This window comes from Stenotrophomonas sp. INTA L402-1, assembly GCF_059295135.1.
On record NZ_JCAFWP010000001.1, the window covers coordinates 15,310 to 32,550 of the forward strand.

At 65.6% G+C, this 17,241-nt stretch carries 10 protein-coding genes; 8 read left to right on the forward strand and 2 right to left on the reverse strand.

Going from position 1 to position 17,241, the window contains the following annotated elements:
• Positions 1 to 7 precede the first annotated feature (7 nt).
• The 6 genes from AC5O77_RS00090 (at position 8) to cueR (ending at position 8,841) form a co-directional block, all read left to right on the forward strand.
• Positions 8 to 1,006, forward strand: coding sequence for a glycosylasparaginase (locus tag AC5O77_RS00090; RefSeq protein WP_494506286.1), 999 nt, complete (start codon positions 8 to 10; stop codon positions 1,004 to 1,006).
• The gene (locus AC5O77_RS00095; RefSeq protein ID WP_478057228.1) at positions 1,003 to 1,734 is read left to right on the forward strand and encodes a copper homeostasis protein CutC; all 732 of its coding nucleotides are present in this window, start codon (positions 1,003 to 1,005) and stop codon (positions 1,732 to 1,734) included. Before AC5O77_RS00090 ends, AC5O77_RS00095 begins: the two co-directional genes overlap by 4 nt.
• Before the next feature lie 213 nt (positions 1,735 to 1,947).
• Entirely contained in the window at positions 1,948 to 2,490 is a 543-nt protein-coding gene (locus AC5O77_RS00100) for a hypothetical protein (RefSeq protein ID WP_494506287.1), read from the forward strand.
• Positions 2,491 to 2,786: 296 nt separating this feature from the next.
• A complete protein-coding gene (locus AC5O77_RS00105) occupies positions 2,787 to 5,744 on the forward strand; it encodes a TonB-dependent receptor plug domain-containing protein (protein WP_494506288.1) in 2,958 nt (985 codons plus the stop codon).
• Between the two features lie 128 nt (positions 5,745 to 5,872).
• The gene (locus AC5O77_RS00110) at positions 5,873 to 8,374 is read left to right on the forward strand and encodes a heavy metal translocating P-type ATPase (protein WP_494506289.1); all 2,502 of its coding nucleotides are present in this window, start codon (positions 5,873 to 5,875) and stop codon (positions 8,372 to 8,374) included.
• A gap of 11 nt (positions 8,375 to 8,385) precedes the next feature.
• Entirely contained in the window at positions 8,386 to 8,841 is a 456-nt protein-coding gene (gene cueR / locus AC5O77_RS00115) for a Cu(I)-responsive transcriptional regulator (RefSeq protein ID WP_032129957.1), read from the forward strand.
• A gap of 80 nt (positions 8,842 to 8,921) precedes the next feature.
• Here cueR and AC5O77_RS00120 read toward each other — a convergent pair whose 3' ends face one another.
• Positions 8,922 to 9,116 carry a heavy-metal-associated domain-containing protein gene (locus tag AC5O77_RS00120; RefSeq protein ID WP_021204511.1) on the reverse strand — a complete coding sequence of 65 codons (195 nt, stop codon included), beginning with the start codon at positions 9,114 to 9,116 and terminating at the stop codon, positions 8,922 to 8,924.
• Positions 9,117 to 9,316: 200 nt separating this feature from the next.
• Positions 9,317 to 12,394: a TonB-dependent receptor gene (locus tag AC5O77_RS00125; RefSeq protein ID WP_494506290.1), complete on the reverse strand. Its 3,078-nt coding sequence runs from the start codon at positions 12,392 to 12,394 to the stop codon at positions 9,317 to 9,319.
• A 1,200-nt stretch (positions 12,395 to 13,594) separates the two neighbouring features.
• Here AC5O77_RS00125 and AC5O77_RS00130 point away from each other — a divergent pair.
• Together AC5O77_RS00130 and AC5O77_RS00135 are read left to right on the forward strand one after the other, a co-directional pair.
• A complete protein-coding gene (locus AC5O77_RS00130; protein ID WP_478057233.1) occupies positions 13,595 to 16,060 on the forward strand; it encodes a GH92 family glycosyl hydrolase in 2,466 nt (821 codons plus the stop codon).
• 96 nt (positions 16,061 to 16,156) lie between these two features.
• Entirely contained in the window at positions 16,157 to 17,206 is a 1,050-nt protein-coding gene (locus tag AC5O77_RS00135; RefSeq protein ID WP_049424705.1) for a LacI family DNA-binding transcriptional regulator, read from the forward strand.
• The last annotated feature ends 35 nt before the right edge of the window (positions 17,207 to 17,241 follow it).

The window sequence follows — 17,241 nt, forward strand, 5'->3', positions numbered from 1 at the left end:
GGGGACGATGGTGGATCGCAGGCAGTTCCTGCAGGCCGGTGCACTGGCCGCAGGCATGGCGGCATTGCCGGGCGTGCAGGCGCGCACGCAGGGTGGTGCCAGGGTGGTTTCGACCTGGGACTTCGGCGTGCCGGCCAACCAGGCGGCGTGGAAGGTGCTGGCGCAGGGCGGCAGCGCGCTGGATGCGGTGGAAGCAGGCGCACGCTGGGCCGAGAGCGAGCTGTGCAACCCCACCGTCGGCCATTGCGGCAACCCGGATCGCGACGGCGTGCTGAGCCTGGATGCGAGCATCATGGATGGCGATGGCCGTTGTGGTGCGGTGGCGGCGCTGGTCGACATCCTGCATCCGGTCTCGGTGGCGCGCAAAGTGATGGAGAACAGCCCGCACGTGCTGCTGGTGGGCGAGGGCGCGCAGCAGTTCGCGGTGCAGCAGGGTTTCGAGCGCAAGCACCTGCTGACGCCGCAGGCCGAAGCGGCCTGGCGCGAGTGGCTGAAGACCGAGAAGTACCAGCCGCAGATCAATGCCGAGCGCCGCGGTATTCCCGGCAACAGCGACAACCACGACACCATCGGCATGCTGGCACTGGATGCCAATGGCCATCTGGCCGGTGCCTGCACCACCAGCGGCATGGCCTGGAAACTGCATGGCCGCGTCGGCGACAGCCCGATCATCGGTGCCGGCCTGTACGTCGACAACGACGTGGGTGCAGCCACTGCCTCGGGCGTGGGTGAAGAGATGATCCGCAATGCCGCCTCGTTCCTGGTGGTCGAGCTGATGCGCCAGGGACGCTCTCCCGCGCAGGCCTGCCGCGAAGCGATCGACCGTGTGGTGCGCAAGCGCCCGGAAGCGAGCAAGACGCTGCAGGTGTGCTTCCTGGCCATGAACAAGCAGGGCGAGGTCGGCGCTTACGCGCTGCATCGCGGCTTTGTCTACGCGGTCTGCGATGGGCAGCGCCAGGATGACCTGCGCGACTCGCCATCGATCTACTCGAGCACCCAGGCGTGAGCACGCGGCTCACCCTGGAGATCGCCAGCAACTCGCTGGCCTCGGCGCTGGCCGCGCAGGCCGGCGGCGCCGACCGCATCGAGCTGTTCGACAACCTGGCCGAAGGCGGCACCACACCGTCGTTCGCCAGCATTGCGATTGCCCGCGAACGCCTGTCGATTCCGCTGTTCGTGCTGGTGCGGCCGCGCCCGGGCGACTTCCACTACGACGGGCTGGAAGCCGAACTGATGCTGCGTGACATCGCGCAGTGCCGCGCACTGGGCTGCGATGGCGTGGTGATCGGCGCGCTGGATGTACAGGGCGGGATCGACGTGGCGCTGTGCCGCGAGCTGGTGCAGGCTGCCGGGCCGTTGCAGGTGACCTTCCACCGTGCCTTCGATGCCGCCCGCGATCTGCCGGCGGCGCTGGAGCAGGTGATCGGGCTGGGTTGCCAGCGCGTGCTGACCTCGGGCGGTCAGGTCAGTGCGGAGGCGGGTGCCGATGTGCTGGCAGGCCTCGTTACCCAGGCAGCAGGCCGCATTACGGTGATGGCTGGTGCCGGATTGGCACCGGGCAACATCGCTACCGTGGCAAGGCAGACCGGCTGCACCGAACTGCACGCCTCGGCCAAGGGCCTGCGGCGCTCGGCCATGCAGTTCCAGAACCCGGCTTTGCGAGGGCTGGACCCGGACTGGAGCCAGACCGCCACCGCCACCGTAGCCGCGCTGCGGCAGGCGCTGGACGGTTGAACGCCGCCGGGGGCGGATCCCTTCGCAGAAGGGCTCCGGCCCCACTGTTCGCGATGGATCGGGCGCTGGATCAGATGACGCTTCAGGCACATGTGATTGCCGGGGTCGAAGCAGCAAGTCACGGAAAGTAAACGCCATCTGCGTCTGCATATGGCGGAGCACGGTATCAGTGCGGACAGTGTGGCCGACCGCCCTTCGACCGCGAGCGCCCAGATGTTTCGACTGCTTCCGCTGTTCTTCTGTTTGCTTGCGCTCAGTGCGAGTGGGGCCGAAGAGGTTGCGGCATCCGTGTGGCAGTGGCACGAAGCCAATGGCGAGGACGGTCGGGAGATCCTGCCTGTGCCCGGCGTGAAGCTGGCGCCAGCCGCTCGGGGCGCATTCGTCGACAGGCGCATGCATGAAGTTGGGGGAAAGCGCTTTCGCGCGCTGTACCAGGTATTCGATTCAAACGCCGATAATCGGATGGGCCGTTGTGGCGCGGGGCGCGAGATCCAACTCTTCGTGTACGAATTGATCCCACCCAAGCCTGTCGAGCGGGGCAGGATACTAATCAGTAGTTGCCTTGAGACCGTGTCCCTGGCCAGCCAGAACTCGGGAAGTCCCGGAAGTGAGTCCGACTTTTCCTCCGTGGTCTGGCAGAACAACGGGTTCACCATCACGTGGTGGGGGGCCGGGACCGACGGAAAGGCTTCAAGCCGCTATGCACTCCGCAATGGCCGTTTTGTCCCGACTCAATCGGATGAGGGGAATCGCTGAGGGCGGACAAAACCGTTCCGCGCGCGATTGTCGCGATCGTGTCATTGACGTGTGTGCCGTTCTCTCAGCGATGTTTCGCAACCCTTTGATTGCTCTGGATACCTGCAGCCGATAACGGCATTACGTCACGTGTTGCTGCGTCGCCGCATGCTCCGCGTGGTTCAGCTGTGCTTTAGTTTGGATCGATCCACAGGGGAGGCGCCGCATCGGTCTTGAACCGATCCAGGCGCCTGGATCCATCGTAGTGCCGCGCCACCACCCGTCCGTGCGTCCACACTTTCGAAGAGCAACCACCCATGGCTCAGATCGTCCGCAAGCGTCGTCACCTGCTGTCCCAGGCCCTGGTCCTGGCCCTGTTGCCCCTGGCCGCCAGCGCGCAGGAGGCCACCAGTTCGTCCACCAAGGATCTCGATGCGGTCACCGTCACCGGTTCGCGCATCAAGCGCGCCAGCGTCGAGGGCCCGGCACCGGTCAACGTGATCACCGCCGCGCAGATCCAGAAGGAAGGCTTCGTCAGCGTATATGACGCGCTGAAGACGCTCACTGAAGCCACCGGCACCGTTGAAGCCGCCTCGCAGTGGGGCTCGCATACGCCCAATGCCAGCGGCCTGAACCTGCGCGGGATGGGGCCGAACCGCTCGCTGCTGCTGGTCAACGGTCGCCGCGTAGCGGACTACCCGCTGCCCTACGGTGGCGAAACCAACTTCTCCAACTACGGCAACATTCCCGCTGCCGCGGTGGAGCGCATCGAAGTGCTGACCGGTGGTGCCTCGGCCATCTATGGTTCCGATGCGATCGCCGGCGTGGTCAACGTCATCCTGAAAACCAACTACGACGGCGACGAAGTGCGCGTGCGCGGCGGCACCTCCACCGAAGGCGGGCGCGATACCTGGGATCTGTCCTGGGCCGGCGGCAAGACTGGCGATAACTGGAGCGTGACCTACGCACTGCAGTACACCAAGCGCGATCCGCTGTTCGGCCGTGACCGCCCGCAGATGGACGATGCCGACGATGCGCCGTACCCGTCCTGGAACATGGAACAGCGCAAGGTCGGATTCCGCCCGACGTCCGGTCTGGCGCTGATCGACCCCACCACCGGCCAGCGCCTGGCACCGCCCACCGGCACCTGCGAGAAGTTCGATGGCGAGTACTACACCACCGATCGACTGGTCTACAACTACGCCGCCAATACCATCAGCAACACCGGCCGCCTGTGCGGCATGAGCGCCGACTACGCCAACTGGCTGCTCACCGGCGGTGCCGAGAACGTATCCGGCAACCTGTATGCCACCTTCGATTTCAGCAACGACCTGCAGGCCTGGACCAACCTGGCGGTGTACCGCTCCGAAGCGATCTGGGGCACCAATCCGCCCAGCGTGTCGCTGATCGACGATGACAACGGCTACTACTGGGATGCCAACCGCAACCGGCCGATCCTCGGCGTGCGCCAGTTCACGCCGAACGAGGTGGGCGGCCTGGATACGCTGCGTAACACCAACCGCGAACTGTCCTGGGACTGGAGTGCGGGCCTGCGTGGTCGCCTGGCCGATCGCTTCGACTGGAGCGCCACGGTGGGCCGTTCCTACTACCGCGTTGAAGAGCGGCAGAACGTGGTCGACAAGCAGAAGTCGTACGACTATTTCCTCGGCCCGAAGCTGGGCACTACCGCCGACGGCGAGGCGATCTATGCGTTGAACGAATCGCGCTGGTGGAACCCGCTGACGCCGGATCAGTACTGGCAGATGGGCACCGTGGCGAAGAACCGTGCGTCCTCATGGGTCAATCAGGCTTCGGCGGATATCACCGGCGAGTTGTTCCAGGGCTGGGCCGGCCCGATCTCGTTCGCGGCGGTGGCCGAAGTCGCGCAGCAGGGCTACCACCTCAGTCCGGATCCGCGCGCCGGCATCGACTTCGACCTGCAGAACGTCGATCGCGGTGGCGGCGAGCGCACCCGCTATTCGGCCGGTGTCGAGTTCAAGATTCCGCTGCTGGAAAGCGTGACCGCCACTGCGGCCGCGCGCTATGACCGCTATGGCAGCTACAAGGCTGACAACAGCGGCGAAGCGCTGGACATCGGCAGCCAGAAGGAGACCACCTGGAATGTCGGCCTGGAATGGCGCCCGGTGGAGTCGCTGCTGGTGCGCGGCTCCTATGCCACCAGCTTCCATGCGCCGGACATGCACTACCTGCTGGGCCAGCCCAGCAGCTCCGAAGTGCAGACCTATGACCGCCTGCGCTGCATCCAGAGCGGCGCGTACCTGGTCAACAACTGTGGCGTGGGCAATACCGATGTCTGGTACACGTTCGACGTGAACCGGCGTGGCACGCCGCTGCTGCGCTCGGAGACCGGTGATTCGTGGACGGTCGGTTTCGTCTGGGATGTGATGCCCAATCTGTCGGTCAGTGCCGACTACTGGGCAATCAAGCTGGAAGACATGATCGTCGACGTTGGCGCCGACGAGGTGCTGGCCAGCGAAGCGGGCTGCCTGACCGGCAAGAACATGGACGGTACGCCGTGGGCCAATCCGGCCGGTGGCGAGTACTGCGCCGGCATCCTGGCCCGCGTGAACCGTGACAGCAACGGTCGTCTGGTATCGATTGAACGTGGCCCGTTCAACCTGGCCAGCCGCGAAGTGCGCGGCATCGACCTGACCGCGCGCTATCGCCTGGAAACCGCGCAGTGGGGCAGCTTCCAGCTCGGCCTGAACTACACCAACCAGATCTCAACCAAGGAACAGCGTTACGCCAACGATCCGAACCCGGAGCGTCGTGACCGTGACCTGCGCAGCAAGCTGCGCGCGAGCCTGGCCTGGCAGCGTGGCAATTGGAATGCCAATGTCTATGCCGATCGCATCGGTTCGGTGCCGGGCGTGCGCTACCACTGGGGCACCGATCGCCTGAACAATCCTGGCGGCTGCCTGCCGTTCGCCGATGGTTACGTGCCCAGCGACAGCCCGTCGCTCAACTGCCTGGAGCCGGCCACGCGTCCGGACGGCTCGCCGAATCCGAATCCCAATGCCGGCCAGCAGACGGCGCGCTACTACGGGCGGGTCGGGCCGTTCATCACCTGGAACTTCAACGTGGGCTACCAGGTGACCGAGCACGCCAAGGTGAATGTCTACGTCAACAACGCGTTCAACTCGGCCAGCTGGAACCACAAGGACCCGTACAAGCTGGACTACGATTTCGCCCCGACCCGCCTGCTCGGCGCGGTGGGTCGTGAGTTCGCGCTGGAGTACGTGTTCACCTTCTGAGGCGGATTGTGGGGGGTACGCCGGGCATGGCCCGGCGCTACCGGCCGGGCGGGGTGGCTGGATTTGACCTTCCCACGATGGCAAGGTTTAGCCTGTCCGCATCCAGAAGGAACCCCGGGAATCCGATCATGAGCACGCCCCGCGCCACTGCAGTCCCCGCAAGCCCGTCCACCATCAGCCTGCCCATCGAGGGCATGACCTGCGCCAGCTGCGTCGGTCGTGTCGAAGCGGCGCTGTCCAAGGTCGAGGGCGTCGGCAGTGTTTCGGTCAATCTGGCCACCGAACGTGCGGATATCCGCGCGTCCGGTCCGGTCGATCGCGCCGCGCTGATCCAGGCGGTGGAGCGGGTGGGTTATGACGTACCCGCCGGCACCATCGAGCTGGCAGTGGAAGGCATGACCTGTGCCTCCTGCGTCGGCCGCGTCGAGCGCGCGCTGCTGGCGGTACCGGGCGTCAGCCAGGCCAGCGTCAACCTGGCCACGGAGCGTGCGACCGTGCGCGGCGTTGCGGGCGTAGACGCGCTGATAGCGGCCATCGACAAGGTCGGTTATGCCGCCCATGCCATCGAAGCGGGCGTTCAGTCCGATGACGAAGCTGCGGAAAAGAAGGATGCCGAGCGCGCCGAACTGAAACGCGACCTGATCGTGGCCACCGCACTTGCACTTCCGGTGTTCGTGCTGGAAATGGGTTCGCACCTGATTCCCGGCATGCACGAATGGGTGATGGCCACCATCGGCATGCAGACCAGCTGGTACCTGCAGTTCGTACTGACCCTGCTGGTGCTGGCCATTCCCGGCCGCCGTTTCTACCAGAAGGGTTTCCCGGCACTGCTGCGGCTGGCGCCGGACATGAACTCGCTGGTGGCGGTGGGTACCGCCGCAGCGTTCGGTTACTCGGTGGTGGCGACCTTTGCACCGCGGTTGCTGCCGCCGGGCACGGTGAACGTCTACTACGAAGCAGCGGCGGTGATCGTCGCGCTGATCCTGCTCGGCCGTTTCCTTGAGGCGCGCGCGAAGGGCCGTACCTCGGAGGCGATCAAGCGCCTGGTCAACCTGCAGGCCAAGGTCGCGCATGTGATCCGTGACGGCCGCACGATCGAGATCCCGGTCAACGAGGTTCTGAGCGGCGATGTGGTGGAAGTGCGCCCGGGCGAGCGCGTGCCGGTCGATGGCGAGGTGATCGAGGGGCGCAGCTACATCGACGAGTCGATGATCAGTGGCGAACCGATTCCGGTCGAGAAGCAGCCGGGCAGCAGCGTGGTCGGCGGCACGGTCAACCAGAAAGGTGCATTGACCGTGCGTGCCACGGCGGTGGGCGCGCAGACCATGCTGGCGCAGATCATCCGCATGGTCGAACAGGCACAGGGCTCGAAGCTGCCGATCCAGGCGGTGGTCGACAAGGTCACCCTGTGGTTCGTGCCGGCGGTGATGCTGGCCGCACTGGCGACCTTCGCGGTCTGGTTGATCTTCGGCCCATCGCCGGCGCTGAGCTTCGCGCTGGTCAATGCGGTGGCGGTGCTGATCATTGCCTGCCCGTGCGCGATGGGCCTGGCGACGCCGACGTCGATCATGGTCGGAACCGGTCGTGGCGCCGAGATGGGCGTGCTGTTCCGCAAGGGTGAAGCACTGCAGTTGCTGAAGGACGCGCAGGTGGTGGCGGTGGACAAGACCGGCACGCTGACCGAAGGCCGCCCGCGCCTGACCGACCTGGAGATCGCCGACGGCTTTGATCGCGCCACGGTACTGGCCGCGGTGGCTACCGTGGAATCACGTTCGGAGCATCCGATCGCCCGCGCCATTGTCGATGCAGCCACCGAGCAGGGCATCGCATTGCCGGCCATGGTCGACTTCGAATCGGTCACCGGTATGGGTGTACGCGCCAGCGTGGAGGGTGCGCGTGTGGAGGTCGGTGCTGATCGCTTCATGCGCGACCTGGGCGTGGACATCACTGCATTTGCGGCGCTGGCGGCCGAACTCGGCGCGCAGGGCAAGTCGCCGTTGTACGCGGCCATCGATGGACGCCTGGCAGCGATCATCGCAGTATCCGATCCGATCAAGCCGAGCACGCCGGCCGCGATCGCGGCACTGCACCAGCTGGGCCTGAAGGTGGCGATGATCACCGGCGACAATGCCGGCACCGCGCAGGCGATCGCACGCCAGCTGGGTATCGATGAAGTCGTTGCCGAGGTGCTGCCGGAAGGCAAGGTCGAAGCGGTGCGTCGCTTGAAGGCCACGCACGGCCATGTCGCCTTCGTTGGTGACGGCATCAACGATGCGCCGGCGCTGGCCGAGGCCGATGTCGGCCTGGCGATCGGGACCGGCACCGATATCGCGGTGGAGTCGGCCGATGTGGTGCTGATGTCGGGCAACCTGCAGGGCGTGCCGAATGCCATCGCGCTGTCGAAGGCAACGCTGGGCAACATCCGGCAGAACCTGTTCTGGGCCTTTGCCTACAACACCGCATTGATTCCGGTGGCGGCCGGCGTGCTGTACCCGGTCTGGGGTGTGCTGCTCTCGCCGGTGTTCGCCGCCGGTGCGATGGCGCTGTCCAGCGTATTCGTGCTGGGCAACGCGCTGCGCCTGCGCCGCTTCCAGCCGCCGATGGCGGATGCCCCCGCTGCGAGCCACTGAAGGAGAACCGCATGAACATCGGTGAAGCCGCCAAGGCGTCCAGCGTTTCGGCGAAGATGATCCGCTACTACGAACAGATCGGCCTGATTCCTGCGGCCGATCGCACCGAGTCCGGCTACCGGGCATATTCGCAGGCGGACATCCACCGCCTGCGCTTCATTCGCCGCGCGCGCGATCTCGGCTTCCAGGTCGCCGAGATCACCGACCTGCTGGGTCTGTGGAATGACACCTCGCGGCATAGTGCCGACGTCAAGCATCTTGCCGAACAGCACATCGCCGACCTGGAGCAGCGTATCGAAAGCATGCGGCAGATGGCCGACACGCTGAAGTCGTTGATCAGCTGCTGTGCGGGCGATGAGCGCCCGGAATGCCCGATCCTGCAGCGGCTGGGCGAAGACGAAGAGACCCTGGCACCGCCGGAGACCGCGAAGACCGGTGCAGTACGGCGCCGCACGCACAAGCACTGACCTGGCGTTGCATGCATGAAAAAACCCGCCCGGTGCAGCTGCACCGGGCGGGTTTTTCGTTGCAGGCGCAGGGCAGGGAATCAGGCCGTGCGCGGCGGGAAGCCGGCATCGGTCAGTGCCGCCACGATCTGCGCTTCGCTGGCCGAGGTCTGCACCTGCACGCGACGGCTGGCCGGATCTGCCTGCACGCTGGCCTGCGGATCGACCAGCTCGATCGCCTTGGTCACGCTGCGTGCGCAGCCGCCGCAGGTCATGCCTTCCACGTGGAATTCCATCTGTAGCTCCTTCGGTGCTCTTGGGGTGGCGCCAGTGTGCACCTTCCAACATTGGCAGGGTCAAGCGCAGGGCTGAACCGAAGACAAAGCACCAATGAAAACGGCAGCCACCTGTACCAGCGTGGCTGCCGTGGAGGAACGTCCCCGCCAGGGCGGGGCGTGGGTTGCACCGGGGCGGGCCCGGGCAACCCGGTGTTGCCTTAGAACTTCCAGGTAGCGCCGAAGTACAGCTGGCGGCCTGCGTAGGTATTGGAGATCAGGCGTGCCTTGGTGTCGCTGCCCAGGTGAACGCGCTGCTCGGACTTGGTGGCATTGATCACCGAGGCGGTCAGGGTCCAGTCCGGGGTCAGGTTGTAGGCCACGTTCAGATCCAGCTGGTCATACGGCTCGGTGTAGACGGTGAGGCCATTGTTGAGCCCACCGACCACCTGGCCGCGACGGTTGAACGAGGCGCGCGCGAGGAACTTATCGTTCTCGTAGAACACCGTGACATTGGCCTGGTTCTTGGCGCTGCCGACCAGTGGCGAGGAGCCGATTTCCTGCCCGTCCAGAACAATGGAAGCCAGGTTGGTGTCGTTGTAGGTGTAGTTGGCCTGCACGCCGAAGCCGAAATCGAACGTGTACTGGCCATACAGCTCGACGCCCTGCGAGACACCATCGCGGCCATTGGCCTGGGTCTCGTAGCGCTGCACGTTCACCGCTTCACCGTTGATGACCATCGGCGTGTCGCGCACCACCGGCAGGGTGAAGTTGTCCACGTTCTTGCGGAACAGGCCGACGCCGGCGACCGCGCCCGGCTGGAAGTACCACTCCAGGCCCAGGTCGAACTGGGTGGCCTTGAACGGTTCCAGCTGCTTGTTGCTGCCCTGGCCGACCCAGCCTGCGGTCGATGCGCCACCGGCAACGCGGCGATCATTGACGTACTCCTCGCTGTAGTAGCTCAGTGCACCCGGTGCTGCGATGTCGGTGTAGCCGGGGCGGGCGATCACCTTCGACGCGGCACCACGCAGCACCAGCGTGTCGGTGATGTCCCAGGCGATATTGAAACTCGGCAGTACGTCGGTGTAGGTGCGATCCACGCCGATCAGGCTGTAGGTCTTGCTCTGCGCCAGATCATGCGGCAGGCGCACGAAGCCGCTCTCGCAGCTGTAGGTCGGGTAGGCCGCAGCGGCCGGATCGGTGCACGCCATCGGTGCGCCGGACGCGTTATCCAGGAAGTAGTCGTTGAACTTCTCGATCGAGTCGGAGGACTGCGCGAACTGCTTGGTGCGCACCACGCGCACGCCTACATTGCCGCGCACGCGTTCGGTGCGAAAGTTGGCCTGGAAGTAGCCCGAGTAGATCTTCTCGTTGACGTTGTAGACGAAGTCTTCCTCGGTACGGTTGTGCGAACCACCGTAGGTCTTGTTCAGGTAATCGATGTAGGCCGGGTAGTTGATGCCCGGGAACACGTTGGCATTGAAGCCGCCCGCGATGTTGTTGATCGGATTGGACAGGAAGAAGCCCGGCTGCGCGTCGCCCGCAGTCGGATCGCAGCCACTCTGGTAGCGGCTGTTGTCATAGTCGGCCGGGTCGCGGCCCGGGCACACCCAGTAGGTGTTGCCGGTATTGCGATGGACCTTGCCGTCACGGTACTTGGCGCCGAACTGGATCGAGTCCAGCCAGCCGGACTCGAACAGCTTGGTGACGTCGGCCTGGAAGTAGTTCTGCTTGACCTCGGTGCGCTTCCACGACGAATCGGTCGAGCCGGTGTCGACTTCGGCGATGCCGTTCATCAACTGCTGCTGCAGGTCGGGCGAGAAGGTGGCCGACGGCGTACCGGTCAGGTCCCAGGCGCTGTACAGGTTGCCCGACAGGTAATCGTTGCCGACCTTGCGGCGCGGCTTGGCCGACATCCGGAAGTTCATCGACGGACCACCTTCGGACCAGGTGCGGCCACCGGTGAACGAGGCCTTCCACAGCGGGCTGATGTCCCAGTCGATGGTCAGGTCAGCGGTCTGCGAGAGTGCCTTTTCCTTGCTGTAGCCACCGGTCAGCTGCGGCGTCGGAACCGTGCAGTCGTCCGGGCCCCAGCCGCCGGGCTTGAGGCCAGCGGCCTTGGCCTGGTCTTCGCTGCAGTAGTAGGTCTTCCCAGCCAGCTTTTCGAACTGGGCGCCGGTAACGGTGTTGCCGCTGGGATCGAAATCCAGGCCGTTGAGCAGGCGGCCGCCGGCCCAGTTTCCATCGCCGTTGAAGCGCGCCATGCTCCATTCCGGAATCTTCAGCATGTTCTGGGTGTAGTCACCCTGCAGCTCGAAGCGGAAGTAGTTGGCCGTCATCGTAACGTTGTCGACCGGCTTGAACTGGAAGGTCAGCTGGCCGCCCTTGCGTTCGCGCTTCTCTTCCTTCACCGCGAAGTTGACCGACGTCGGCATGAAGAAGTCGCTGTAGTTGCCGCCGGTCTGGTTGTTGAAGCCTGACTTGCCCCACCAGTAGTGGATGCCATCCTGCGCCTGCACGTTGCCATAGGTATCGCGCGCCTTGCCGGCGCCGTACCACTGGTAGTCCTCGGTGCTGGCTTCCATGGTGCGGGTGGTGCGCTTCTGCTGCGTCACGCCGATCAGCACGCCGAAACGCTCGTCCTTGCTGTGCCACGAATACAGGGCCGACGCCTGCGGGTCGATATCGTGGTGGGTATCGGAGGAGGTGCCCTCGAGCGTGACGAAGCCCGAGTTGGACTCCATGTCCAGCGGACGGCGGGTATGCAGGATGACCGTGCCGCCGATGCCGCCTTCGTCGATGCGGGCTTCCGGCGATTTGAACAGCTCGGCACTGGACAGCATGTTCGACGGCAGCAGGGTGTAGTTGAACGAACGGGTGGCTTCGTCGTTGGTTTCCGACGTGGCCACGTAGTTGCCGTTCAACTGGGTCAGGGTCAGGTCGGGTGCCAGGCCACGCACGCTGACGCTCTTGCCTTCGCCGCCACTGCGGGTGATGACCACGCCGGGCACGCGCTGCAGTGCGTCGGCCACGTTCTTGTCGGGGAACTTGCCGACGTCTTCGGCAGTGATCACTTCGACCACGGCGTTGGCGTCGCGCTTCTGCTCAAGGCTCTTTTCAATGGCGTAGCGGTAGCCGGTGACCTGGACGCTGTCCAGGTTGGTGGCTTCCTGCGAGCCGGTGGAAGCGGCCTGCTGCGCGGCGGCGCCAACCGGAATGACGGCGGCGGCCAAGGCCAGCGCGATGGCCAGCGCCAGTGCGTCCTGGCCATGCGTACGTGTTGAATGCTTCATTCCCATCTCTCCCTCTCTCCTGGATTGATCCGGTGACGTGGCACGGACAACTTGAATCGATCTAATTTGAAGTGACATTGTCGCTATTGCCATGCAGTGGCAGTAGCACCGTGGGCGTGGCCTGGTACGTCCTGTTGCTGCTTCCCCAACTCCCGGCCATCGCAGTGTCGTTCTTGGATCGATCTAAGCGATGGGCGGGCGTTTTTTAGCATGGGTCGCCCGCGGGCGCATGCTGCTCCGCAATATGGTACTGGCGTGGCGAAGGCATGACGGTTTGCTGAAATCAGTGAAATCGTTTTCGTGCGCAGGGGAGGGAGGGGCGGCAGGGCTGCGCCCTGCACCTGCTTGACGCCAAAGCCAAAGCCAAAGCCAAAGCGGCTCTGGGTCGTCTGTGGTTTGGCGGGGCGGTGTGGGCTGGCAGGACACGCCGTAAACCCCCCTCCGGGGTCCGGCCCAGCCGCTGGCGGCTGGGCGTTCGGGCGCTTGCGAAGCAGTGCTTCGCAAGCAAAGCGCCCTCACCCATGGGGGCTCGATGGCGCCATCCATGGCGCCAACGGTCCTGCCAGCCCACATCGCCCCACCATTGACAGTTTCCCGGTGACGGTTGGATAGGTCCTGGGATCACCGGGGTCATGGGGTCAGATCCGTTTTCCATTGGAAAACGGATCTGACTCCCGATTGATTTCGATATCTGATAGGGATTCATCCACGCACGGCGTGGATCTACAGATCGCGGGAATCTGTCGAAGGCGGGGTGGGTGCGGTTGACGGGGCTTGAGCCGCATGGGCCCGAGGCATGCCTTGGGCGGGTTGGGCAGGACGCCCAACCCCGGTCTTGCCGTGTGCGCAGGACTGCGCACACGAGCAAGCGGCGACCGAGCTTACATGGACGTACTTGCAGCGGCCCCCGCAACCGGACCCACCCCGCCTCCCCACAGGAAATCAGCTTCTGCTGTTGCTGTTGCTGTTGCTCCAGCTCGGAGCGGGTGCAGGGCGCAGCCCTGCCGAGCACCCCCCTCTCATGCTGCGCCGCAGAATGCATTCGGCTGAACCTGCATGCTCTACTTGAATCGATCTAAATCCACGGTCTGGTGGGTCGGGCGTCATTCCAGGGGGAGCTTTCTGCCAGTCATGGCGGGGCTCAGCGGAACGGTGCCGGACGGCCCCGGCCGTCTGCCTCCGCGTCATCGACTACAGGAACCCGACATGCGTCCAGTGCCGTCCGCTCCCGCCGTCCCATTGTCTTTGCGCCCGCTGGCGCGCCTGGCCTGCCTGCTCGCACTATCGTCAGTGCCGGTGCTGCTGCAGGCTGCACCGGCTGCGCTGGAGCGCGAGGTCAACACCTTCATCGGCAGCAAGGACGATGGCAATACGTTCCCGGGCGCGTCGGCACCGTTCGGCTTGATCCAGGTCAGCCCGATCGGCAGCCACTATTCGGGCTGGCGCTACGACGACGAGAAGATCCGCGGTTTCGGCCACTCCTTCATCTCCGGCGCCGGCTGCTGGGAGCAGGGCGGCCAGGTGTCGGTGCTGCCGGTGACCGGTTCGATCGGTCCCGGCGGCGATTTCGATACCGGCAACGCGAAGAAGTTCGACCACAAGGCCTACGCCGCGTCGTACACCCATGACGGCGAGATCGGCCAGGCGGGCTATTACAAGGTGCGGCTGACCAGCTACGGCGGCATCGACGCCGAGACCACCGCGCGTACGCGTGCCGCGGCCGAGCGTTACACCTTCAGCCAGCGCAGTGGCGATGGCCACGTGCTGGTCAACGTCGGCCAGGCCAATGAGCGCCACTCGGTGATCGGCAGCGTGGTCGATGTGGTCGGCGACCGCGTTGTGGAAGGCAAGCTGGTCACCAAGAGTTTCTGCGGCGGCCATCAGTACACCACCTGGTTCCGCATCGAGTTCGACCGCCCGTTCAAGGCGCATGGCACCTGGGGTGAGGGCGGTGGCCTGCCCGGCGCGCGCCACAGCATGGAAGGCGAGCAGAAGCCGAACGGCGCCTGGCTCAGCTTCGACCTGGCCAAGGGCCAGTCGGTGACGGCGGTCAGCGCGATCTCGCATGTGGACGCCGAAGGCGCGCGCATCAATCTGCGCGCAGACGGCATGCAGGGTGGGGCGCTGCTCGGTTTCGACCGCATGCGTGCGCTGTCCCAGCAGTCGTGGCGCGAGCAGCTGGGTCGGGTGCGTGTGCAGGGCGGTACGTCCGATGACCGCACCGTGTTCTACAGCGCGGCCTACCACGCGCTGCTGCAGCCGATGACCGGCAACGACGCCGACGGCCGTTATCGCGGCTATGACGATGGTATCCACCGCGCCGATGGCTGGACCTATTACGAGTACTTCTCGCTGTGGGATACCTACCGCGCGCAGAACCAGTGGCTGGCACTGACCCGCCCGGACGTGGCGCGTGACATCGGCCGTACCCTGCTGGCGATCGACGAGCAGGGTGGCTGGCTGCCGCGCTGGGGCTATGCCAACTTCGAGACCAACATCATGACCGGCGATCCAGTGACGCCGTTCATGGTCGACCTGTGGCGCTTCGGTGCGCTCAAGGGCCGTGAATCGCAGGCGTGGGATGCGCTGCGCCGCAACGCGTTCGGTACTCCTCCGCTGAACTCGCGCATGGCCGGCCGTTCCGGCAACCCGACCTACCTGGACAAGGGCTACGTGGTCTACGACCGCGCATTCCCATCCAAGGGCATGGACGTCGATCCGCACCACGGCGGTTCGGCCACCTTGGAATATGCGCTGGCCGACTGCGCGCTTTCGCAGATGGCCGATGGCCTCGGCCACGCGCAGGACGCGGCGACGCTGCGTGAGCGCGGCCGCAACTGGCGCAAGGTGTGGGACCCGCAGGTGCGCGATGCCGAGACCGGCTTCACCGGTTTCCCGCGCCCGCGTACCGAGGACGGCCAGTGGTACACGCCGGCCGATGGCCATTACAGCCCGCGCTCGCACCATGGTTTCCATGAGGGGACGGCGTGGCAGTATCAGTGGCTGGCGCAGCAGGACGTGCCGGGCCTGGTCGAAGCGATGGATGGCCGCGAACAGGCTGGCCGCCGCCTGGATGCGTTCTTCGCGATGGACGCGCTGCAGGCCGACCCGCTCAATGCAGCCCGCAAGGAGTGGGTGGTCGGGCCGTACAGCTACTACAACCAGTTCCGCTACAACCCGAACAACGAGCCGGACCTGCACTCGCCGTGGCTGTACACGCTGATCGGCCAGCCGTGGAAGACCGCCGCCGTGGTGCGTGCCGCGCAGCAGTTGTTCACCAATGCCCCGAATGGCGTGACCGGCAATGATGACCTCGGCACGATGTCGGCCTGGTACCTGTTCAGTGCCATCGGCGTGTATCCGGCGGTGCCCGGCAGCGGCCAGTTCCTGCTGCACACCCCGCGTTTCAGCAAGGTGGAAGTGGACATGGGCAATGGCCGCACCCTGCGCATCGACGCGCCGGGTGCCGATGGCCGCCGCCTTCAGTACGTGCAGGGCGTGCAGGTCGATGGCCAGGCGCATGCGCCGGTGTGGCTGGATTGGAACCAGCTGCAGCAGGGCCCGCGCCTGCAGTTCGCGCTCGATGCGAAGGCGCCGGAGCAGGGCTGGGGCACGGCGGTGAAGGACCTGCCGGTGTCCTGGTGTGCGGCACCGGGGAGCCAGCTGCGCTGAGACGGACTGTGCCGTTCGCGGTGACCCAGCGAACGGCACGGCACGACAGGGCCCTGATCCATTAGGCTTGAGCATCCAGCGGAGTCCGGGAAGACGATGAACGACAACGGCAGCAGTCCCAGCAAGCGCGCCGGCAAGGCGGTGACGGTGACCGACATCGCGCGTGCCATCGGCGTGTCACGGGCAACCGTATCGTTGGTGCTGCGCGGCAGCCCGCTGGTCAACGTCGATACCCGCGCCAAGGTCGAGGCCGAACTGCGCCGCCAGCGCTATGTCTACAACCGCGCGGCGGCCAACCTGCGCCGGCGGACCTCGTCGAGCATCGCGCTGGTGATCAACGATCTGTCCAACCCTTTCTTCGCCGAATTCGCGTCTGGCGTGGACGAGGCGCTGGGCGGACGCGGTTACGTGACCCTGCTCGGCAGCACCGGCGAATCGCCGGAGCGCCAGCAGGCGGTGCTGTCCACGCTGATGGAGCACACACCGGCCGGCCTGATCCTGTCGCCGGCCGAGGGTAGCGACACCGCGCTGCTGCGGCAGGCGCTGGGTGCCAACGCCAACGTGCTGCTGTTCAACCGCGAGCTGGACGGGGCCGACTGGGATTTCCTGACACTGGACAACCAGCACGGCGCCTATCTGGCCACGCGCCACCTGATCGAGCGCGGCCATCGCCAGATCGCCTTCTTCGGCGGCCACGCTGCATCGAGCTCGTGCCACCAGCGCCGTGCCGGTTTCCAGCAGGCGCTGGCCGAGGCCGGTCTGTCGCTGCCGCCGGGCTGGATGATCGAGTCGGCGCCGAACCGCCTGGAAGCTGCGGCGCGCACCGATGAGCTGTTTGCCGACGGACATCGCCCGAGTGCAGCGGTCTGCTACAACGACACCGTCGCGCTGGGCCTGATGCTGGGCTTGAATTCGCGTGGCATCCGTCCGGGCGGTGACTTTGCCGTTACCGGTTTCGATGATATTTCCGAGGCGTCGGTCGCGGTGCCGCCGTTGACTACGCTCACTGCCGATCCGCGCGAGCGGGGCCGGCAAGCTGCCGCGCTGTTGCTGCAACGACTGGACGAGCCGGATGCGCCGCCACGGCGCACGGTCGCGCCGGTGCAGTTGCGCATCCGCGAAAGCAGTGCCGCACGACCGAACTGATTCCTTCCATATACCCCTTCCACGCAACAACGACT